General features: G+C 70.5%; 19 protein-coding genes. 3 read left to right on the forward strand and 16 right to left on the reverse strand.

The window, feature by feature from the left end:
- Positions 1–97: 97 nt before the first annotated feature.
- Positions 98–1,093 carry a carbohydrate kinase family protein gene (locus tag STRTU_RS05060; RefSeq protein ID WP_159742432.1) on the forward strand — a complete coding sequence of 332 codons (996 nt, stop codon included), beginning with the start codon at positions 98–100 and terminating at the stop codon, positions 1,091–1,093.
- Here STRTU_RS05060 and STRTU_RS05065 read toward each other — a convergent pair.
- From STRTU_RS05065 to STRTU_RS05075, 3 genes are read right to left on the reverse strand one after another with little or no spacing between them, the layout of a single operon-like run.
- Complete coding sequence (locus STRTU_RS05065; protein WP_174878807.1) at positions 1,066–1,971, reverse strand: SAM-dependent methyltransferase; 906 nt, start codon at positions 1,969–1,971, stop codon at positions 1,066–1,068. The genes STRTU_RS05060 and STRTU_RS05065 overlap by 28 nt on opposite strands.
- Positions 1,968–2,246 carry a DUF397 domain-containing protein gene (locus tag STRTU_RS05070; protein ID WP_159742433.1) on the reverse strand — a complete coding sequence of 93 codons (279 nt, stop codon included), beginning with the start codon at positions 2,244–2,246 and terminating at the stop codon, positions 1,968–1,970. The genes STRTU_RS05065 and STRTU_RS05070 overlap by 4 nt, the downstream gene beginning before the upstream one ends.
- Positions 2,247–2,249: 3 nt before the next feature.
- Positions 2,250–3,116, reverse strand: coding sequence for a helix-turn-helix domain-containing protein (locus STRTU_RS05075; RefSeq protein WP_159742434.1), 867 nt, complete (start codon positions 3,114–3,116; stop codon positions 2,250–2,252).
- A gap of 136 nt (positions 3,117–3,252) precedes the next feature.
- Between STRTU_RS05075 and STRTU_RS05080 the strand changes: the two genes are divergently transcribed.
- Complete coding sequence (locus STRTU_RS05080) at positions 3,253–3,714, forward strand: ATP-binding protein (RefSeq protein WP_246240127.1); 462 nt, start codon at positions 3,253–3,255, stop codon at positions 3,712–3,714.
- Positions 3,715–3,783: 69 nt separating this feature from the next.
- Here the strand turns inward: STRTU_RS05080 and STRTU_RS05085 are convergent, their stop codons facing one another.
- Positions 3,784–4,584: an SGNH/GDSL hydrolase family protein gene (locus tag STRTU_RS05085; RefSeq protein WP_159742435.1), complete on the reverse strand. Its 801-nt coding sequence runs from the start codon at positions 4,582–4,584 to the stop codon at positions 3,784–3,786.
- Between the two features lie 255 nt (positions 4,585–4,839).
- Between STRTU_RS05085 and STRTU_RS05090 the strand changes: the two genes are divergently transcribed.
- Positions 4,840–5,649: a tyrosine-protein phosphatase gene (locus STRTU_RS05090; protein WP_159742436.1), complete on the forward strand. Its 810-nt coding sequence runs from the start codon at positions 4,840–4,842 to the stop codon at positions 5,647–5,649.
- A gap of 29 nt (positions 5,650–5,678) precedes the next feature.
- Here the strand turns inward: STRTU_RS05090 and STRTU_RS05095 are convergent, their stop codons facing one another.
- From STRTU_RS05095 to STRTU_RS05150, 12 genes are all read right to left on the reverse strand, one after another.
- Positions 5,679–7,061 carry an aspartate aminotransferase family protein gene (locus STRTU_RS05095; protein ID WP_159742437.1) on the reverse strand — a complete coding sequence of 461 codons (1,383 nt, stop codon included), beginning with the start codon at positions 7,059–7,061 and terminating at the stop codon, positions 5,679–5,681.
- Complete coding sequence (dxs, locus tag STRTU_RS05100) at positions 7,058–8,965, reverse strand: 1-deoxy-D-xylulose-5-phosphate synthase (RefSeq protein WP_159742438.1); 1,908 nt, start codon at positions 8,963–8,965, stop codon at positions 7,058–7,060. The genes STRTU_RS05095 and dxs overlap by 4 nt, the downstream gene beginning before the upstream one ends.
- A gap of 130 nt (positions 8,966–9,095) precedes the next feature.
- Complete coding sequence (hpnH, locus tag STRTU_RS05105; protein WP_159742439.1) at positions 9,096–10,121, reverse strand: adenosyl-hopene transferase HpnH; 1,026 nt, start codon at positions 10,119–10,121, stop codon at positions 9,096–9,098.
- 5 nt (positions 10,122–10,126) lie between these two features.
- Entirely contained in the window at positions 10,127–10,786 is a 660-nt protein-coding gene (locus STRTU_RS05110) for a phosphorylase family protein (protein WP_159742440.1), read from the reverse strand.
- The gene (shc, locus tag STRTU_RS05115) at positions 10,786–12,804 is read right to left on the reverse strand and encodes a squalene--hopene cyclase (protein WP_159742441.1); all 2,019 of its coding nucleotides are present in this window, start codon (positions 12,802–12,804) and stop codon (positions 10,786–10,788) included. The genes STRTU_RS05110 and shc overlap by 1 nt, the downstream gene beginning before the upstream one ends.
- Before the next feature lie 107 nt (positions 12,805–12,911).
- On the reverse strand, positions 12,912–14,033 hold the full coding sequence (locus STRTU_RS05120) for a polyprenyl synthetase family protein (RefSeq protein WP_159742442.1): 1,122 nt from the start codon (positions 14,031–14,033) through the stop codon (positions 12,912–12,914).
- Positions 14,030–15,487, reverse strand: a complete 1,458-nt coding sequence (hpnE, locus tag STRTU_RS05125; RefSeq protein ID WP_159742443.1) for a hydroxysqualene dehydroxylase HpnE — start codon at positions 15,485–15,487, stop codon at positions 14,030–14,032. Before hpnE ends, STRTU_RS05120 begins: the two co-directional genes overlap by 4 nt.
- Before the next feature lie 100 nt (positions 15,488–15,587).
- Entirely contained in the window at positions 15,588–16,541 is a 954-nt protein-coding gene (gene hpnD / locus STRTU_RS05130) for a presqualene diphosphate synthase HpnD (RefSeq protein ID WP_159742444.1), read from the reverse strand.
- Positions 16,538–17,407, reverse strand: a complete 870-nt coding sequence (gene hpnC, locus STRTU_RS05135; RefSeq protein ID WP_159742445.1) for a squalene synthase HpnC — start codon at positions 17,405–17,407, stop codon at positions 16,538–16,540. The genes hpnD and hpnC overlap by 4 nt, the downstream gene beginning before the upstream one ends.
- A 450-nt stretch (positions 17,408–17,857) precedes the next feature.
- The gene (locus tag STRTU_RS05140) at positions 17,858–18,661 is read right to left on the reverse strand and encodes an ABC transporter ATP-binding protein (RefSeq protein WP_159742446.1); all 804 of its coding nucleotides are present in this window, start codon (positions 18,659–18,661) and stop codon (positions 17,858–17,860) included.
- Complete coding sequence (locus tag STRTU_RS05145; RefSeq protein WP_159742447.1) at positions 18,654–19,583, reverse strand: ABC transporter permease; 930 nt, start codon at positions 19,581–19,583, stop codon at positions 18,654–18,656. The genes STRTU_RS05140 and STRTU_RS05145 overlap by 8 nt, the downstream gene beginning before the upstream one ends.
- A gap of 78 nt (positions 19,584–19,661) precedes the next feature.
- Positions 19,662–20,534 (reverse strand): glycosyltransferase family 2 protein, encoded by an 873-nt coding sequence (locus STRTU_RS05150; RefSeq protein ID WP_159742448.1) that lies wholly within the window; start codon positions 20,532–20,534, stop codon positions 19,662–19,664.
- Positions 20,535–20,545: the final 11 nt, after the last annotated feature.

A 20,545-nucleotide genomic window follows, 5' to 3' on the forward strand; every position in this document is an offset into this window, starting at 1 on the left:
GACATCCCGTCATGGGACGAGCCTGCGTCTAGACTCCCGGCAGCGGATGCACCCCGTCCGCAAAACGGTCTCACCAGCAAGGGATTCAGGGACGCTTGTGACATTCCAGCAGGATTCTGAGCCGTATGACGCCTATGACGTACTCGTCGTCGGCGGGTCGGGCGTGGACACTCTTGTGTCGGTCGGCGCGCTGCCCGTGCCGCTCGCCGATTCCTATCCGGTCCCGCCGCTGCACGAAGGCGCCGGGCACACCGGCACCGGTGTCGCGCTCGGCTGTGCCGCGCTCGGGCTCACCACCGGGTTCGTGGACTTCATCGGCGACGACCATCCGGGCACGCTGGTCCGTGAGCGGCTGGCCGGCAGCGGTGTCGACTTCCGGCCGCTGATCTCACCGCACGGCACCCGCCGGGCCGTCAGCCTCGTCGCTCCGGACGGCCGCCGGATGTCGTTCTACGACGCCCGCGACCCGGCCGAGCTGCGGATGCCGCCCGAGCACTATCTGCCTCCGCTGCGCCGCGCCCGGCACGTCCATGTGTCGATCATGAACTTCGCCCGTTTCCTGTACGACGACATCGAGGCGCTGGGCCTGCCCGTCTCCACGGATCTGCACGACTGGGACGGGCTGACGGACCATCACCGGGAGTTCGCCCTCCGCTCCGACCTGGTGTTCCTCAGTACCGCCGGGGCGGGCGAACGGATCGCGTCGGTGATGCGGGAGATCCTGCACGAGGGGCGCGCCCAAGCGGTGATCGCCACGGCCGGGGCGGGCGGCGCCTACCTCCTCAGCGCCGACGACCGCACCCCGCGTCTGGTGCCGGCCGTGGTCCCGCCCGGCCCCGTCGTGGACAGCAGTGGCGCGGGCGACGCGTTCACCAGCGGATTCCTCTACGGCAGGCTGGCCGGCCGGGACCTGGAGGAGTGTGCGCGGCTGGGCGCCGTCGCGGGGGCCCATGCCTGTACCTCGCGCGGCACGCATACCGACCTCATCGGACGGGAGGAGCTGCACGCGGCCCTCGGCCCGGCGCCGCAGGCCACCGTCACGGCGGCACCGGGCGCCCCGGCCGGTCAGCTCTTGCGGCCCACTCCCCCGTAGAAAATGGTGTTGTTGAGTTCCTCCGGGTCGGGCACCGGGCCGTCCGGCCGCCACAGCGGGACCCGTACGACACCCGGCTCCAGCGGGGCGAACGGCCCGAAGAGCGGCTCGATCTCGGTCTTCGTCCGCAGGTTGAGGGTGGCGGTGGCGCTCTTGTAGACGTTCACCACGCCATCGCGCGCCCGCTCGTCCGTGCGGCCGGCCGGGTAGGCCGCATAGGGCTCACCGGTGGCATGCGTCAGGACGAGATGGCTGCCCGCGGGGAGCGCGTCGGCGAGGGTGGCGATGAGCGCGGCGGGGTCCTCGTCGTCCCGGATGAAGTGCAGTACGGCCACCAGCAGCAGCGCCACCGGCTGACCGAAGTCGATCAGCTCCCGGACGGTGGGGTGGTCCAGCAGCGCCTCGGGGTCGCGGACATCGCCGAGCACGAATCCGGTGCGGTCGGTGTTGGTCAGCCGGGCCCCGGCGTGGGTGGCGACGATCGGGTCGTTGTCGACGTAGACCACGCGGGTGTCGGGGGCGGTCTCGCGGGCCACCTCATGGGTGTTGGGCGAGGTGGGGATGCCGGTGCCGATGTCGATGATCTGGCGGATACCGCCGGCGACCAGCTCGCGCACCGCCCGCCGCATGAACGCGCGGTTGGCGCGGGCGCTGAGCCGTACCTGGGGGTGGACCTCGATGACGCGTTCCGCAGCCACCCGGTCGACCTCGTAGTTGTCCCAGCCGCCGAGGTAGTAGTCGTACATCCGGGCGGGGTGCGGGCGGCTGGTGTCGATCTCCGCTACCGAGAAGCCCGAGTGCTCGGGCCCCGGGGCGTACGGTCCGATCTCCGGGACCTCGTCGTCCGGCGCCCCCTGGGATATACCCTGCTCGCTCATGCCGTCCTCCGTTCGGTGCGGCGGCCCGGCGCCGCGGCCAGCAGGAAGTCGGCGTGGCCGGCCTTCGCCCCCTCGATGAAGCTCACCATCTCGCGGTGGGTGTAGATCAGGGCCGGGCCGTCCGGGTCGGTCGACTGCCGCAGCGCTATCCGGCCGTCCCCCAGCCGCATGGCCTCGACGCACTCGCCCCCGTTTCCGCCGCTCCACGGCTTGTGCCAGCCCTCGGTGCCCAGTTCCGTGGCGGGCATGCCGTTGTAGATACGTATGCGATCCATGGTTCAGATCTCCTTGCGAAAGCCACCCAGAATGGCCTCGGTGGTGTGTGCCGGCGCGGCCTGCGCACACATCCGGTCCAGGGCCTCCAGGAACTGCGAGACGTCGTTGCGCTGGTCGAAGTACACGGCTCCGACGAGGCTTTCCGCGTACGCGATGTCCGGGAGTTCCGGGATCGGGAAGCGGAAGAGGTGAAAAGGGCCGTACATGGCGGGGTGCGGGCCCGCGGCGAAGGGCATGATCTGCAGCCGGACGTTCGGCAGCGCGGCGCCTTCCATCAGCCGGGTGACCTGGTCGCGCATCACCTTCGGCCCGCCGATCGCGCGCCGCAGCACGGTCTCGTCCATGACCACCCACAGCATCGGCGCGTTGTCACGGGTCAGCAGCGACTGCCGTTCCATGCGCAGCGCGACGATGCGGTCGATGTCCTTTGCGGAGGCGTGCGGCATCCCGGCCTTCAGGACGGCGGCGGCATAGTCCTCGGTCTGCAACAGTCCGGGGACGTAGTGCGGCTGGTAGGCCCGGATGAGGTTGGCTTCGCTCTCCAGGCTGACGAAGGCGCTGAACCACTCGGGCAGCACATCGCGGAAGCGGTGCCACCAGCCGGGCTTGTTGGCCTCGCGGGCGAGGGAGACAAAGCCCTCGATCTCCTCCGCGTCGGTGACGCCGTAGGTCGCCAGCAGCTTCTCGACGTAGGGGAGCTTGAGGCCGACCTCGGCCTTTTCCATCCGCCGGATGGTGGCGTGGGTCACATCGAGGGCCGCGGCGGCCTGCTCGAAGGAGAGGCCCGCTTTCTCGCGCAGGTCCTGCAATCTCTTGCCGAGCACCACCCGCAGGACGGTGGGTGCACCTGCCGACCGTGGGTCCGCCACGTTCGATCGCCTCCAACTGACTTCAGTGGTCAGCAGTGTGTCATGCCGTCAGCAACACGAACAGACTGCGCTTACGATTCTGCAAATTGCAGACTGATCCTTGCCATCGGTGACCGGCATCGCACATAGTTACGGCGTGGCTTCCTCCAACAACGCTCCTTCGTTAGGGCGCTGTGGCGGCTTTGTCGCCCAGTACCCGCAGGACGCGTTCCACTTGCCGGCGCGACGCACGTCCGTTCCCGAGGCGCGCAGACGCGTCAGTGCGCTGCTGAGCGAGTGGGGCGCGGATCAACAAGTCCGCGACGACGTGGAGTTGGTGGTCTCCGAGCTGTTCACCAACGCGGTGCGGCACACCGACAGCGAGAAGGTCGGCTGTGAGCTGGCCCTCTTCGGTGCGCACATCCGCATAGAGATCACGGACCAGGGCGGTCCGCAGGACTCGGCGCCGCACATCCAGCCCGGCAGCGTGGACCAGGAGTGCGGACGGGGGCTGTTCCTCGTCGGCGCGCTGTCCGAGAGCTGGGGGTCGCGGCCCGCCGACAGCGGTCACGGCCGGGTGGTCTGGGCGGACCTGCCGTACTCCTCGCGCGCCCGCTGAGGCCCCGCTCCGCATCCGCGGAATCGGGGCCTCAGTCATGCCACGGGCCCGGTCCGGCCCGCGGCCGCCCTACAGCGGCAGCAGATCGGGCCGCTTGGGCTCGACATGATCACCGGAGGACTCGCCGCGCAGCCGGCGTCCGATCCACGGCACGAGATGCTCCCGCGCCCAGTGGATGTTGTCCCGCCGCGCCTCGGCCGCCGAGCGCTCCGCCTCCGGCGGCCAGGGCTGGTCCGGATCGGCCGGCACCGGCAGCCCGAGCACCTGTGCCGCGCGCAGCGCCACCCGGGTGTGCCCGTCGGCCGACAGATGCAGCCGGTCGTCGCTCCATGCCCGCCGGTCCTGCACCGACTTGAGCGACCACAGGTCCAGGACCGGGCTCCCGTGCCGGTCCGCGATGGCCCGGACATGGGCCGTATACGTCGCGATCTTGCCGCGCAGATGCTTGAGGACGGGGATACCGCGGGTGTCGAAGCCGGTGCAGAGCAGGACCGTGCCGACCGTCTCCCGCAGCTCGGCGACCGCCGCCTCATAGCGCTCGGCGACCGCGTCCGGGTCCGAGCCCGGCCGCAGGATGTCATTGCCGCCGGCGCAGAACGTCACCAGCGCGGGGGCGAGGGCTTTCGCCCGGGGCACCTGCTCCTCCACGATCTGGTCCAGGAGCCGGCCCCTGACCGCGAGATTCGCATAGCGGAAGTCTCCCTCGGCCTGTTGGTCCGAGAGCAGGACCGCGAGCCGGTCCGCCCAACCGATGTACGCCCCGTCAGGGCCGGGATCCCCGACCCCCTCTGTAAAGCTGTCCCCGACGGCTGCGTACGACCCGATGGCGCCCGCGGCGCCGTTGCTGAAGTATTTCGAATCGTCTGCCACGTCAGGACATACTTCACCTCAATAAGTGACTTACGCCATCGTAACCAGGGGTTGACGAGGGGTGATTAATGCCACCAGGTCAAATTCTGCTCAAGTTGGAATAACGGTGGACCGCCGCTCGCTTCCCGGGCACTTCACGGCGCGGTATGCCGCGGCCGAGACGGCCCGATTGCCTCTTGCCTCGGTGTCGTATCGTCGGAGGTGCCCCGCCTCGTCGACGAGCAGCGTCGGCGGCCGAACCCGAGGAGCGCGCCCGTGACGCAGCAGACGCCGCAGGTCCCACAGGCCCAGCCCGAGCTCACGGAGGTCCGCAACTTCCGCGATGTGGGCGGTCTGCCGACCGTGGACGGGCGTCGCGTACGGGAGGGCAGGCTGTTCCGCAGTGGTCACCTCGCCCATGCGACCGAGACGGACGCCGCCTTTCTGGCGACCCTCGGACTGCACACCATCTTCGATTTCCGTAATTCCTCGGACATCAAGCTGGAAGGCCCCGATGTCACGCTTCCCGGCGTACGCAATGTGAACATTCCGCTCACCGACCCGGCCGATGGCGCGGAATTCTGGACGATGGTGCGCGACGGGGAACTGGACCAGCTGCGTTCCGCGCTCGGCGACGGCAAGGCCGCGGCCCGTATGGCCGAGACCTACCGCCACATCATCACCACCCGCACCGAGGACCACAGCAGGGTGCTGCATGCGCTCTCCGAGGACAGCGTCCCGGCGCTGATGCACTGTGCGGCCGGCAAGGACCGGGCGGGCCTGTCCATCGCCGTGACCCTGCTCGCCGTCGGGGTGGAGCGGGAGGCGATCGAGGCGGACTACCTCAAGTCCAACGATCCCCACCGCCGCTACAAGATCCGCCGCTCCGACAACTCCGCGGTCGGGATGTCGCAGGAGGTCATGGAGCTGCTCTCGCCGCTGTTCGGGGCGCACGCCGACTACCTCACGGCCGCCTACGACGCGATCCACCGGACCTGGGGCTCGACGGAGAAGTACCTCACCGACGGTCTGAAGCTGACGCCCGCCGTCCGCGAGCGGCTGCGTGACCAGCTGCTGACGGACTGACGGGAGCGCGTCCGCCCCCGTCGACGGTCTCAGCGGTTGGCGACCGCCTGTTTGACCAGCGTCCGCCCGAAGTCCCACATCAGGCCGCCGCCCCCATGGGCGTCGTCCATGACGGCCGTGAACGCCTCGACGAAACGGTCCACTTCCCGCTCGCCGATGATCAGCGGCGGAATCAGCTTGATGACCTCCAGATGGTCACCGGAGACCTGGGTCAGAATCCGGTGCCGCTGGAGCAGCGGCACCACGACCATCTGCGCGAACAGCCCCTTGCGGGCTGTTTGCAGCATCGTCCAGCGGCTCCGCAGACCCAGGGACTTCGGGCGGCCGAACTCGATGCCGATCATCAGGCCGCGGCCCCGCACCTCGTGCAGCAGCTCGTACCGGGGGATCAGCTCCGCCAGCCGGGAGCGCAGCAAGTCGCCGGTGCGCCGGGCGCCGGCCACCAGCTGCTCGTCCTCCAGTACCGAGAGCACCGCCAGACCGGCGGCCATCGCCTGGGCGTTGGCGCCGAAGCTGGCGGAGTGCACCAGCACCCGGTCCATGGACGAGTAGACCTTCTTGAAGATCCAGTCCTTGCCGAGGGTCGCCCCGACCGGCACATATCCGCCGGACAGCGCCTTGGCCACACACACCAGATCCGGTGCGACACCGTCCTCGTGCTGGTAGGCGAAGAAGTCGCCGGTGCGGCCCAGGCCGGTCTGCACCTCATCGGCGATCAGCAGGGCCTTGTGCCGGTGCAGCAGTTCCTGGGCGGCGCGCAGAAACCCGGGCGGGGCCGCGTGGACGCCCTTGCCCTGGATGGGCTCGACCACGAAGCCCGCCACGTCGCCGCGCTTCAACTCCCGCTCCAGCGCGGCCAGATCACCCAGTTCGACGGCGGTGTCCGGCAGCAGCGGGGCGAAGCCGTCCCGGAAGCCGTCCTCGCCGTTGACGGAGAGCGAGCCGGTGGTCAGGCCGTGGAAGGCATGGGTGCAGTAGAGGACGCGGGGGCGGCCGGTGGCGTAGCGGGCGAACTTCAGCGCGGTCTCGACGGCTTCGGTGCCGCTGTTGCCGAAGAAGACCCGGTCGAGATGGGGCGCGTGGGCCAGCAGCTTCTCGGCGAGCAGACCGGGCAGCGGCTGGCAGTCGAAGCGGGTGAGATCGGCCAGCTGGGCGTCCAGGACGTCGTGCAGCGCCTTCCGGACGACGGGGTGGTGCCGGCCGAGGCCCATCACCCCGAATCCCGCGAGCATGTCCAGGTAGTCCTGGCCGTCGGCGTCCCAGAAGTAGGCGCCCTCGGCCCGCTCGTAAACCTTGTCGAAGCCGATGGTGTGCAGCATCCGCGGCAGTTGGTGGTTGAGATGGCGGGTGTGCAGGGCGTAGCGCTCGCTGCCGCGCTCGGCGAGCAGCTCGGTCAGGTCGAATCCGGTCACGACTGCTTCTCCTTACGGGTCAGCGCAGCGCTGATCCGGCCGGCGATCTCGGCCGGGGTGAGGCCGAGGTCGGCCAGCAGCTCACCCCGCTTGGCGTGCGCCAGAAACTGGTCGGGGATGCCGAAGGTGCGCAGCGGCACCTCCACATCGGCGTCCCGCAGCGCCTGTCCGACCGCCCAGCCGATGCCCCCGTTGCGGCTGTTGTCCTCGACGACGGCCACCAGGGCGTGCTCCGTGGCGAGTGGTGGCAGGACGGCGTCGACCGGTTTGACCCACCGCGGGTCGACGACGGTCGTGCCCACACCGCGCGCCGCGAGCAGTTCGGCGGCCCGCAGACAGACCGGGGCCATCGCCCCGACGGCGACCAGCAGGACGTCCGGCCGGGGCGCCCGGTGCAGCACATCGACACCGCCGATCCGGTCCACGGCCGGGATCGGGTCGGCCACCGGCTCCTTGGGGAAGCGGATGACGGTCGGTGCGTCGGCGATGTCCAGGGCTTCGCGCAGCTGGGCGCGGAGCTGGTCGGCGTCGCGCGGTGCGGCGATCCGCAGGCCCGGAACGACACCGAGCACCGACAGATCCCACATGCCGTGGTGCGAGGCGCCGTCGGTGCCGGTGATGCCGGCCCGGTCCAGGACGAAGGTCACCCCGCACCGGTGCAGCGCGACATCCATCAGCACCTGGTCGAAGGCGCGGTTGAGGAAGGTGGCGTAGACCGCGACGACCGGGTGCAGTCCGCCGGTGGCCAGTCCCGCCGCCGAGACGGCCGCATGCTGTTCGGCGATGCCCACGTCCCACACCCGGCCGGGATACGCCTCGGCGAACTTCCCGAGCCCGACCGGCCGCAGCATCGCCGCCGTGAGCGCGACGACATCCGCACGCTCGGCGCCGATCCGGACCATCTCGTCGCCGAACACCGAGGTCCAGGTGGGGGCCGCGGGCGGGATGACCGGCGTACGGGTCCCGGGGCCCCGACCGGCGTCCGCCGGGGCCGGGATCACCGCCCCGACGGTGTGGAAGCGGTCCGCCTCGTCCTCCAGGGCGGGCGAATGGCCGCGGCCCTTCTCGGTGAGGCAGTGCACCAGGACCGGCCCGTGGAAGCCCGCCGCGCTGCGCAGCGCGGACTGGACGGCCGAGAGGTCATGGCCGTCGATCGGTCCGACGTACTTCAGCCCCAGGTCCTCGAACATGCCCTGGGGCGCGAAGGTGTCCTTGAAGCCCTTCTTGGCGCCGTGCAGCGACCCGTAGAGCGGCTGTCCGACGACCGGGGTGCGCTGGAGTACGTCCTTGCCCCAGGCGAGGAACTTCTCATAGCCGTCGGTGGTGCGTAGCGTGGCGAGGTGGGTGGCGAGCCCGCCGATGGTGGGGGCGTAGGAGCGTGCGTTGTCGTTGACGACGATGATCAGCGGGCGGTCCTTGGCGGCGGCGATGTTGTTGAGCGCCTCCCAGGCCATCCCGCCGGTCAGCGCGCCGTCGCCGATGACGGCCACGACATGGCTGTCCTCGCCGCGCAGCTGACGGGCCCTGGCCAGACCGTCGGCCCAGCCCAGCACCGTCGAGGCATGGCTGTTCTCGATGACGTCGTGCGGGGACTCGGCGCGCGACGGGTAGCCGGACAGCCCGCCCTTGGCCCGGAGCTTGGAGAAGTCCTGGCGCCCGGTCAGCAGCTTGTGCACATACGTCTGGTGGCCGGTGTCCCACAGGATGCGGTCGGCGGGCGAGTCGAAGACCCGGTGCAGGGCGATGGTCAGCTCGACCACGCCCAGGTTGGGCCCCAGATGGCCGCCGGTGCGGGCCACGGCCTGGACGAGGAAGTCCCGGATCTCCGTGGCGAGTTCGGGCAGCCGCACCTCGGGCAGCGCCTTGAGGTCCTGTGGCTCCCGGATGTGCTCCAGCAGCGTCATGGTCGGTCCCCCTCTGCTGATTCAGCGGACGGTGACCGGCCCGGTCCGGCTCATACGTCGCAGGGCGTATGAGCCGGGCCGGACCGGCAGACCGGGGAGCCGTGGCGGCGGGCTCCCCGTGCGCAACGGGTCAGCTGCGGTTTCCCGCGACGGCGTCCCTGGCCGCCCGGAGGGACTCCTTCAGGGAGCCCATGGTGGCGAGGACGGCGGTCGGCTCGTAGCCGCAGTGCGCCATGCAGTTGGCGCAGCGCGGGTCCTTGCCTCGGCCGTACTTGTCCCAGTCGGTCTCGTCGATCAGCTCCCGGTACGTCGGGACGTACCCGTCGCTCATGAGGTAGCAGGGGCGCTGCCAGCCGAACAGGGAGTAGTTGGGGATCGCCCAGGCCGTGCAGGGGAAGTCCGTCTTGCCCTCCAGGAAGTCCAGGAAGAGCGGACTGTGGTTGAGCCGCCAGCGGCGCCGGTTGCCGCCGGCGAAGGCCTTCTTGAACAGCTCCCGGGTCTGTTCGACGCCGAGGAAGTGCTCCTGGTCGGGGGCCTTCTCGTAGGCGTAGGCGGGCGAGAGCATCATTTCGTCGACCTGCAGATCGTCATTGAGGAAGTTGAGCACCTCGATGATGGTCTGCGGGGTGTCGGTGTTGAAGAAGGTGGAGTTGGTGGTGACCCGGAAGCCGTGCCGCTTGGCCTCCTTGATCGCCGCCACCGCCTCGTCGAAAACGCCTTCCTTGGCGACGGATTCATCGTGGCGTTCCCGCATACCGTCGATGTGCACCGCGAAGGCGAAATACGGCGAGGGCGTGAACTTCTCCAGCTTCTTGCGCAACAGCATCGCGTTGGTGCACAGGAACACGTACTTCCGCTTCGCCACCAACTGCCGCACGATCTCGTCGATCTGCGGATGCATCAAGGGCTCGCCACCGGCGATGGAGACCATCGGAGCGCCCGATTCCAGCACCGCCCCGACCGCCTGCGCCACCGGCATACGCTGCTTGAGCACGCCCGCCGGATGCTGGATCTTCCCGCAGCCCTCGCATTTCAGATTGCAGGCGAAAAGCGGTTCCAGCTCGACAATGAGCGGGAACTTCTCCCGCCGCCGGATCACCTTCTGTTCAAAGAGATAGGTACCGACCCGGATGGACTGACGGAGCGGCATGGCCATCTGGCTCACCTCCAGGGGAGCAGCAAAGAACGGTGCCATTCATGGAAAACGGGAAGTACGGAGCGCAGTACCCGGAAGGCCGATATTCCACCGCGCACGGTGCCGATACGTACGAGTTCATGTTCTGGAGCGTCCACGACCACCCGGACGGCCGCAACCGGACGGGGTCCGGCCGCACTGGCGGCGCGGAGGGTCGCGGCGGACTCCATGTCCACCGCGACCGCCCCGGCGGCATGCAGCTCGGCCCGCTCCGCACCGCGTACGACATGGTCGGAGCCGCACAGCAGCCCGCTGTGCACGGTCAGACCGCGCTCTCGCAGGGCGCGGAGCAGCGGGCCGTTGTCACGGCAGGGCGTCTCCGCCGAGGCGCTGTCGTGGCCGCGGGTGGCCTCGGCGACGACCACGTCCCCGGGGCGCATCCCGGGGGCGAGGCCGGCACAGAAGCCGCTGGCGATCACCGGGGAACGCTCGGTGGCCGATCCCTCACTCAGCGCTTCGGTGAGGGCGCGTTCGGCCGCCTGGGGGCCCATACCGGTGCGGAGCGTGACCACACGCGGGCCCGCCGCTCCCCGGCGGCCCCCGCCGCGCAGCGCGAACCGCTCGATGCCGAGCGCACAGGCGATCAGCAGCGGCGGCCGCGCGTCCGTCGGGGGCCGTCCGGGCATCAGGACACCACCGGCGCGCCGACCGGTCCCCCGTGGAGATAGCGGCCCAGGGCCGTCAGCGGGAAGACCTGGCGGTACAGGTGGTAGTTGATGGAGAAGTCCCAGGGAAAGCCCGTACCGGTGAAGTACGGCTCGTCCCAGGTCCCGTCCTCGCGCTGGGTCTCGGTCAGCCAGCGCACCCCGCGCCGCACCGTCTCGGTGTCCCGCTCCCCGGCCGCGAGCAGCGCCATCAGCGCCCAGGCGGTCTGCGAGGCGGTCGAGGCGCCGCGCCCCGCCCACTGTTCCTTGTCCTGGTAGGACCGCTGGTCCTCACCCCAGCCGCCGTCGTCGTTCTGCACCTGCTCCAGCCAGCGCACGGCCCGGCGGACCGCGGGGTGCGCGCCGGGGACACCGGCCGCGGCGAGCGCGGGGAGCACCGAGCCCGTGCCGTAGAGGTAGTTGGTGCCCCAGCGGCCGAACCACGACCCGTTGGGCTCCTGTTCGGCCAGCAGCCAGGCGATCCCGCGGCGGGTGCGCCGGTCGTGCGTCCGGCCGGCATCGGCGAGCATCTCGACGACATGGGCGGTGACATCGGCCGACGGCGGGTCGATGACCTCCCCGAAGTCGCAGAACGGCAGCCGGTTGGGGAACGGGCTGGTGTTGTCGACGTCGAAGGCGCCCCAGGCCCCGTTCCTGGACTGCATACCGAGGTTCCAGCGCACCGCGCGGCGGACCGCGGCGTCGACCCGCAGCGGATCGGGGTGCCGGACCCGGCGCAGCGCGAGCACCACTTCCGCGGTGTCGTCGATGTCCGGGTAGTTGTCGTTCTCGAACTCGAAACCCCAGCCCCCGGACGGGAGTTGGGGCCGTTTGACGCTCCAGTCACCGGGCCGGTCGATCTGCTCGGCGAGCATCCACTCGGCGGCCTTGAGCAGCTGCGGGTGGTCGGCGGGCAGTCCGGCGTCGGCCAGCGCGATGGTCGCCAGACAGGTGTCCCAGACCGGGGACTGGCAGGCCTCGATCATCCGGGTACCGTCGTCGCGCCATACGGCGAACCGGTCGAGGGAGGCCAGACCGGCGCGCAGCACGGGGTGGTCGAGGTCGTAGCCGGACAGGTGCAGGGCGATGACGGAGTAGACCGCCGGGGGCTGGATGCCGCCCCAGCAGCCGTCGTTCTCCTGCCGTTCGATGATCCAGCGGGCGGCGGCGCGCATCGCGGCGGTGCGCAGCGGGCGGACGGCGACCTTGCGGTAGAGGTGCAGCGCCTTGTCGAGGCGCTGGAAGACCCCGTCCCAGCTGGTGGCGGGGGCGAGCGGCCGCGGCGGGTTGGGGTGGCGCGGATCGGTGTGCAGCTCGTCGAGGGCGAACGGCGCGGGGCGGACCGGGCGCTTGGCCGAGACGATGGTCAGCGGCACGATGGTCTGTCGCGCCCAGCACCCGAAGTCATAGATGTTGAGCGGGAACCACTTGGGGAAGTAGAGGATTTCCGGCGGGAGTTCGGGCAGGTCGTCCCACTTCCACCAGCCGAAGAGCGCCAGCCAGATGCGGGTGAAGACGCGGGCCGCGGCGATCCCGCCCTGCTGGCGGATCCAGGCGGCGGCCCGGTCCATGTGCGGTGCGTCCGGGGCGTCCCCGGCGAGCCGCAGGGCGACATAGGCCTCGATGGTGGCGGAGAGTTCGCCGGGCCCGCCGTAGAAGGTGGCCCAGGTACCGTCCGCGCGCTGCTCCCCGCGGATGTGGCGGGCGGCGGCTTCGGTGAGCTGCGGGTCCTGGATGCCGAGGAACTGACGGAGCAGCAGGTCTTCGGCGTCCATCGTGACGTTGGTTTCGAGGTCGCCCTTCCACCATCCTGCGGGGTCCTGGACGGACAGCAGATGGTCGGTGGCGCGTGCGGTCGCGCGCCGGGCGGCCTCCGCCGTGTCCTGCCGTACGGCGGTGCGCGTGGGAGCGGTGGTGGTGGTCTTCTCAGCGGTGGCATCGCTGGCCGAGGGGGCCCGGGGCGGCAGTGCCCCGGTGCTTCCGTCGGTCGTCGCTGTCATGGCTTCCCCTTCTGCAGTGAACTGTGAAAAGCGTGCTCAGGGATTCCGTCGGCCGGCGCCCGGCTGGCACCGGCCGGCGACTGCGAACTATTCGGTGTCGATACTGCTCATCTCTGCCGTACGACGACGAAGTCGGCGAGCGCGACGAGCTGTGCGCGGACCAGCTCCGGCATGTCGATCTCGTCCAGGGCGGCGATGGCGGTGGCGTGCTGGCGGCGGGCCTCCTGGGAGGTCCACTCGCGGCCGCCGGCCTCCTCGATGAGGGCCGCGCGGGAGGCGAACTCTTCCTCGGTGAAGTCGGCAATCTCGGTCTCACTCTTCTTCGCGTCGGCCGCCAGGATCTCGGCGAGACGCTCGGAGGCCGGGCCACCGGCCGCCAGTGCGGCGACGACCGGCAGCGACTTCTTGCGCTGACGCAGATCGCTCCAGGTCTTCTTGCCGGTGGCGTCCGGGTCACCCCAGATACCGAGCAGGTCGTCGACGGCCTGGAAAGCGAGGCCGAGGTGGTAGCCGTACTTCTCCAGGGTGTCAGCGGTGCGGTCGTCGGCGCCGCCCAGGACCGCGCCGATGGAGACGGCGCAGGCCAGCAGCGCTCCGGTCTTGTTGCCCTCCATCTCCAGGCACTCCTCGACGGTGACCCGCTCGCGGTGCTCGTAGGAGATGTCCTGGGCCTGACCGTCGATCAGCTTACGGGTGGCCAGGGTGAGCCGGCGGGTGGCGCGGCCGGCGTCGACCGTGCCGAGCTCCAGCAGTATTTCGTTGGCGAGCGCGAACAGCGCGTCACCGACGAGGATCGCCTGCGCGGGGCCGTGCACCTTCCAGACGGTGTCACGGTGCCGGCGCTGCTCGTCGCCGTCCATGAGGTCGTCGTGCAGCAGCGAGAAGTTGTGCACCAGCTCGACGGCGACCGCGCCGGGGATACCGGCCTCGGGGGCCGCGCCGGCGACCTCGGCCGACAGCAGGGCGAGCGCGGGACGGACCGCCTTCCCGCTGTCGCCCTCGCTGGGGTGACCCTCGGCGTCGATCCAGCCGAAGTGGTACGCGGCGACGGTGTCCATGGGAGGAGCGAGCCGGTCCACGGCGGCACGCAGCACGGGGGTCGCGAGTGTCCGCCCGCGCTCCAGCAGCGCGGTGACGCTCTCGGTGTCGATAGCTGGGGAAGCCGGCTTCACGGTTTCTCCTCTGTTTCCGACGCTCGTGCTCGTGCGAGCGCTCGTACTCGTAGTCATGCCGCCTCCTGAGGCAACTGGCCCTGGGGGAAGCCGAGTTCGTTGAGTGCCTCGCGAGCGGCGGCAGTGCCGCTGCGAACAGCGCTTTCCATGGTCGCGGGCCACCCGGTGGCGGTCCACGCACCGGCCAGGTACAGGCCGGGAGCTTGAGTGCGGGCGGCGGGGCGGAGCCTGCCGACGCCCGGGGCGGGCGCGAAGGTCGCGGTGCGCTCGCGGGTGACGAAGAAGTCGCGGATCCTGGCGCCCCGGGCGGCGGGCAGCAGCCGCTCCAGCTCGGGCAGATAGCGGGCGCGGAGCTTGGCGACCGGCTGGTCGATCTCCTCCTGCGCCGCGGACTGCGAGACCGCCAGGTACTGGCAGCGCTCGTTCCCGGCGATCCGCGTCAGTCCCGAGGCGTCGGTGCGGTCGAAGACCCACTGGACGGGCGAGCCGACCGCGGCGAAGAAGGGGCGGCGCAGCACCTTGCGGTCGTAGACGACATGGAGGTTGAGGATCGGGGCGGTGCCGATGTCCAGCAGCCGGTCCTTGCCGTCCAGCGCCCCGTCGGGCAGCAGGCCGTGCGCCTCGCGCTGCGGTACGGCGAGGACGACGGTGTCCGCGGTGAGCTGTTCGGTGCCGTGCGGGCCGTTCTCCACCGACACCTGCCAGCCGCCGTCCTGGCGGGTGACCGCCCCGGCGCGGGTGCGCAGGGCGATGCGTACGCCTGCCTTCTCCAGGGCCGTACGGGCGAGGGTGTCGTGGACGTCGCCGAGCGGGACCCGGGACCAGCCGATGTCGGCGGCGCCGGGGGCGGACAGCAGCCCGGTCTTGAAGACCTTGGCGGCCAGGCCCATCGAGGCGTCACCGGCACGGGCGTTGAGGGTCGCGATGCCGACCAGGTCCCACAGCGCCTCGATCGCACGGGCCGACTGGCCGTGGCGGCGCAGCCAGCTGCCGAAGTCCGTCCCGTCCAGTGCGGGGTCGGCCGGGTCGAGTCCCTTGAGCGCGAGGGTGGCCCGCACCACCCCGGCCCGCTCGGCGGCGGAGAGATGCGGGTAACGGGCGAGGCTTGCGGCGAGGTGCAGCGGGACGGGCAGCGCGGTGCGGCGCAGCCGGCCGAGCCGCATCCGGTCGGCGTCCAGCACCGGGACGTCCATCCGCTCCTGGAGGGGCACCAGATGACCGGCGCCGATCCGCTCCAGCATCCCGCTGTAGGCGGTGCAGCAGCGCAGATAGACATGCTGGCCGTTGTCGACGGACAGTTCGCCGGCGGCGGAGTCCCGGCGGAAGGAGAAGACCAGTCCGCCGAGCCGGGGCCGGCCCTCGATCAGGGTGACCCGCAGTCCGGCGTCGGCCAGTGCGAGCGCCGCTGTCGTGCCGGCGAGACCGCCCCCGATGACCACCGCAGCCGCCCCTTCGGGACGGCCGGGCGGCAGGTCACGGTGCCGGTCGGGTCGGGTCGCTCCCGATGTCATGTGATCTCCCCCCGTACTGCTGTCAGGGACGCAGCCACCCCGGGGAGGGTTGCCCGCCACGCTGACGCGGGGTCACCACTTTCGTTCGCCGCCCGGCACCTCATCCGCGCCTCCGGACGGCCTGCCGCCGGCCGATCGCCCGCGCGTCGAGCCCGGACAGCCCGCGCACCGCGACAAAGGCCTTCTCCCGGCCGGGCAGCGAGACCCGGCCGCGCAGCACCGCCTCGGGGTCGGCGGCGATCCGGGTCAGCAGACGGTGGTAGATACCGGCCATCGCGGCCACACAGGCGCCGCTGCGCCGGTCGAGCATCGGCAGCAGCCGGAAGCCGTCGGCGAACAGCGCGCGGGCCCGCTTCACCTCGAAGTGCACCAGACCGGCGAAGTCGGAGCCGGGCGGCGGTACGGGACGCCGGAAACCGTCCGCGCAGCCGAACTTGGCGAGGTCTTCGGCGGGCAGGTAGGTGCGCCCGTTTCCGGCGTCCTCGCGAACATCCCGGAGAATATTGGTCAGTTGGAGGGCCAGGCCGAGGGTGTCGGCGTACTCGGAGGCGCGCTCGGCGTCCGGCGCGCCCGGGACCGTGCCGAACACGCCCAGCGAGAGCCGGCCGATGGCGCCCGCGACACAGCGGCAGTAGACCTTCAGCTCGTCCCAGGTCTCGTAGGTCGCGCCGTGCACATCCATCAGCACGCCGTCGATCAGCTCGTCGAGCCCGTCCAGCGGCAGCGGGAAGCGGCGGGCGGCGTCGGACAGCGCGACGGCGACCGGATCGGTGTCGTCCTCGGCGATCCGGCCGTCCTTGATACGGGCCAGCAGCGCCCGGGTGTCCTCCAGGCGCCCCTGCTTGGCGGTGGGCTCCAGGGTGCCGTCGCCGATGTCGTCGATCCGGCGGGAGAAGGCGTAGAGCGCCGACATGGCCTGCCGCTTGTCGGTCGGCAGCAGTCGGATGCCATAGGCGAAGTTGCGTGCCTGCTGCCCGGTGATGGCCTCGCAGTAGCGATACGCAGCGAGCACCGGCGCGGACGCGTGTGCAGTTGCCTCCACGGTCCGACTCACCCCTCTTCTTTTCGCAATGTCGCCCGTACCTCGCGCAGCAGGCTGAGCTTGGTCGGCTTGGGCGGTCCAGGGAGTACGTCGTGATCGGCGGCCGCGACCGCCTGGAGTGCAGCGCGTCCACCGGCCACGAATCCGGCCAGCAGCAGCTTGAGTCTGCCGTGGACGCTACCCACCAGCGGGGTGCCTTCACGCAGCAGCTCACGGGCGCGTTCGGCCTCGTAGGCGATCAGCGCGCGCACCGATGCGCCCCCGCTCGGCGCGGCCAGATCGGCCTCGGTGACACCAAAGCGTTTCAGGTCCTCGGCGGGGAGGTAGATGCGGTCGCGCCCGAGGTCCTCGGCCACGTCCTGGAGGTGTTCGACGATCTGCAGGGCGGTGCAGACCGCGTCCGAGCGGCGGATGCGTTCGGGGCTCGCGGTGCCGGTGATGCCGAGGACGAGCCGGCCGACGGGGTTGGCGGACAGCTCGCAGTAGGCGACGAGGTCGTCATAGGTGCCGTAGCGGCTCACCCGCTGGTCCTGCCGGTTGGCCTCGATCAGCGCGAGGAACGGCTCCGGGGTCAGCCCGCAGCGGCGGACGGTGGGGCCGAGCCGGCGCAGCAGCGGATGCCGGGGGCCGGGAGCCCGGTCGCTGAAGACACGGTGGAGGTCGGCCTCCAGGGCGTCCAGCAAAGCCGGCCGGTCATCGCCTTGTCCGCGCTCCAGTCCGAGGAGTACTGCATCGCCGCCGCCGGGTGCGAGATCGCCGTCGCCGATGTCGTCGACGAGCCGGGCGAAGCCGTAGACGGCCATCAGATCGGTCCGCCAGGCGCGGGGCAGGAAGAACGGCGCGACCGGGAAATTCTCGTGTGCGGCCTGATCGAGCACGGTGCGCGTCTGGTCCCGTCCGTCACCCGCCGTCCCCCTTCGGAGGAAGGCGCGACGCGCCTGCTCGTTGTCTCGGCTCACCGGGGGCTGCCCGGCGCATTTCGGTGCCGGAGCGAACCAGTAGCCATTGCCGTCACGTCTCCCGTTCTACACCGCCAAGCTAAAACATCCCATTTCGGACACGCCGCAGCAGGCGACGCGCCTCGATCGAGCCCACATCGCCCGCCTGGGTGAGTATTGCCCGAGATATACCACTTGTGCTGTTCGGTACCTGTACAGCTTACGTCGTATGTCTCACCCGGGTCCGCGCGGGTCCCGAAGCGTGAGACAGCGACCCAGCCGGCATCCCTTACGTCCGAACTATCCGCAGGGCCGCCGGAGTTGACGGTGCCCGCACGCTCGAAGGCCCCCGCGAGGCGGACTCGCGGAGGCCTTCGAGTACGGAGCGGGCTACTTGCCCGTCTCCTTTTCGTACGCCTTGATGACCTCGTCCGTCGGACCGTCCATGATCAGCTCGCCGCGCTCCAGCCACAGCACCCGGTCGCAGGTGTCACGGATGGACTTGTTGTTGTGGCTGACCAGGAAGACCGTACCGGCCTCCTTGCGCAGCTCGCGGATGCGGGCCTCGGAGCGCTTCTGGAAGCTGCGGTCACCGGTGGCCAGCGCCTCGTCGATCATCAGCACATCGTGGTCCTTGGCCGCCGCGATCGAGAACCGCAGCCGCGCCGCCATACCGGACGAGTAGGTGCGCATCGGCAGCGAGATGAAGTCGCCCTTCTCGTTGATGCCGGAGAACTCGACGATTCCGTCGTAGCGCTCCCGCACCTGCTCCCGGCTCATACCCATCGCCAGACCGCCGAGCAGGACGTTCTTCTCGCCGGTCAGATCGTTCATCAGCGCCGCGTTCACGCCCAGCAGGGAGGGCTGGCCGTGGGTGTAGACCTTGCCGCGCTCCGCGGGCAGCAGCCCGGCCACTGCCTTGAGCAGCGTCGACTTGCCCGAGCCGTTGGACCCGATCAGTCCGATCGACTCGCCCCGGTAGGCGGTGAAGGAGACGCCCTTGACCGCGTGCACCTCGCGCACCCCCGAAGAGGGCTTGCGGCGCACGATGCGGTTGAGTGCCGCGGTGGCGCTGCCCCGGCCCGCGCCGGTGCCGTAGACCCGGTAGACGATGTGCAGATCGTCCGCGATCACCGTCGGGATCCGCTCCCCGGCCGCCTCGGTCGGCTGGACGCCGTTGTTCTGCTCAGCCACGTCCGTACCGCTCCTCAGCCTTCCAGAAGTACACAAAGCCCACGACGCCCATCACCAGGGCCCAGCCCCCGGCGAACGCCCAGACATGCGGGGGCAGCTTGCTAGCCGTGAAGCTGTCGATCAGCGCGAACCGCATCAGGTCGATGTAGACGGCCGCCGGGTTGGCGTTGAGCAGCCACTCCACGAAGGCGGGGACATCCTTGCCCTTGAGGATCAGGTCGATGCTGAACATCACGCCGGACGCGTACATCCACGTCCGCATGATGAACGGCATCAGCTGCGCGAGGTCCGGGGTCTTGGCCCCCATCCGCGCCATCACCATCGCCAGCCCCGTGTTGAACACGAACTGCAGCGTCAGCGCCGGGATCACCAGCAGCCACGACCAGGTCGGCAGCTGTCCGAAGCCCAGCAGGATGAGGACCAGCACGCCCATGGAGAAGAACAGCTGCTGGAGCTGCATCAGGCAGAACGAGATCGGCAGGCAGGCCCGCGGGAAGTGCAGCGCGCGCACCAGACCGAGGTTGCCGGAGATCGCCCGCGTACCGGCCATCACCGAGCTCTGGGTGAAGGTGAAGATGAAGACACCGGTCACCAGGAACGGGACGAAGTCGGGGACGCCCTTCCTCGTGCCGATCAGCAGGCCGAAGATCAAGTAGTACACGAGCGCGTTCAGCAGCGGCGTCGCCACCTGCCAGACCTGCCCCAGCTTGGCCTGGCTGTACTGCGCGGTCAGCTTGGCACTGGCGAAGGCGGAGATGAAGTGCCGCCGGTCCCACAGCTGCCGGACGTACTCCGGAAGGCTGGGACGGGCACCACTCTGCGAGAGCCCGTACTTCTGGGCCCGCTGGGCAGGCGTGAGCCCTTCGTCGGAAGCTGGCGGGGCACTCATGGCGACCGCACTGTCGTGCGTGGTCTCGCTCACAGTTGACACTTTCGTCCTCAAGGTGCGCTGCCGGGGCCACGCCCCGGTTCGCGCCTGATGCTCTCAGATATGAGCTTGTCAGATGACGGGAGGGCGGCCCAGTCGGGTCAGTCGCCAAACGGTAGCCCACTTCATGGGGCGCCTGGGACCGCACGGCGTAACGCAGCCCTCCTTGAAGCCGCCCAGCCAGGCCCGCAGCGCCGGCCGCGACGGCCGCCGGGCGAGGGTGAGCAGGAACCAGACTCCGAGATAGACCGGAACCAGCAGCGCGGGGAGGTTGCGGCGGGCCAGCCACACACGGTTACGGGCCACCATCCGGTGGTAGACCGCATGCCGGGCCGGCGCCGTGGTCGGGTGGAAGAGGACCATGTCCGACCGGTAGTCGATCTGCCAGCCCGCGTCCAGCGCCCGCCAGGCCAGATCGGTCTCCTCGTGGGCGTAGAAGAAGTCGTCGGGCAGCCCGCCGACCTCCTCGAAGACATGGGTACGGACCGCGTTGGCACCCCCGAGGAAGGTGGTGACCCGCGACGACCGCATCGGGTCCGAGGCGCGCAGCCGCGGGACGTGCCGGCGCTGGGTCTCGCCGGTGTCCGGGTCGGCGATCCGGAAGCTGATGATGCCGAGCGCCGGGTCGGCGGCGAACGCCTCGCGGCACAGCTCGGCGGTGTCCTCCCTGGCCAGGAGCCCGTCATCGTCGAGGAAGAGCAGCACATCGACGTCACTGCCGCCGGGGCCGAACGCCTCGATGCCGACATTGCGGCCGGCCGGGATGCCGACGTTCTCCGGCAGCTCGACGGTCCGTACGCCCTCGGGGAGCTCGGGCAGCGGCGAACCGTTGCCCACCACGACGGTCTCGATCGGGTCGCCGTTCTGCTTGGCGACCGAGTCCAGCAGCGCGCGCAGCTCCTCGGGGCGGTTGCCCATCGTCAGGACAACCGCACCGATTCGCATTCGGGACGCCC

The organism is Streptomyces tubercidicus (assembly GCF_027497495.1).
Taxonomy (GTDB): Bacteria; Actinomycetota; Actinomycetes; order Streptomycetales; family Streptomycetaceae; genus Streptomyces; species Streptomyces tubercidicus.

What these genes read in the sequence shown, in the direction of transcription:
- STRTU_RS05065 (WP_174878807.1), bottom strand. Translation starts at nt 1,971, where the DNA reads ATGAGCGAGCAGGGTATATCCCAGGGGGCGCCGGACGACGAGGTCCCG.
- hpnH (WP_159742439.1), bottom strand. Translation starts at nt 10,121, where the DNA reads ATGGCCATGCCGCTCCGTCAGTCCATCCGGGTCGGTACCTATCTCTTT.
- dxs (WP_159742438.1), bottom strand. Translation starts at nt 8,965, where the DNA reads ATGACGCTGCTGGAGCACATCCGGGAGCCACAGGACCTCAAGGCGCTG.
- hpnE (WP_159742443.1), bottom strand. Translation starts at nt 15,487, where the DNA reads ATGACATCGGGAGCGACCCGACCCGACCGGCACCGTGACCTGCCGCCC.
- STRTU_RS05120 (WP_159742442.1), bottom strand. Translation starts at nt 14,033, where the DNA reads ATGACTACGAGTACGAGCGCTCGCACGAGCACGAGCGTCGGAAACAGA.
- STRTU_RS05110 (WP_159742440.1), bottom strand. Translation starts at nt 10,786, where the DNA reads ATGCCCGGACGGCCCCCGACGGACGCGCGGCCGCCGCTGCTGATCGCC.
- STRTU_RS05150 (WP_159742448.1), bottom strand. Translation starts at nt 20,534, where the DNA reads ATGCGAATCGGTGCGGTTGTCCTGACGATGGGCAACCGCCCCGAGGAG.
- shc (WP_159742441.1), bottom strand. Translation starts at nt 12,804, where the DNA reads ATGACAGCGACGACCGACGGAAGCACCGGGGCACTGCCGCCCCGGGCC.
- STRTU_RS05070 (WP_159742433.1), bottom strand. Translation starts at nt 2,246, where the DNA reads ATGGATCGCATACGTATCTACAACGGCATGCCCGCCACGGAACTGGGC.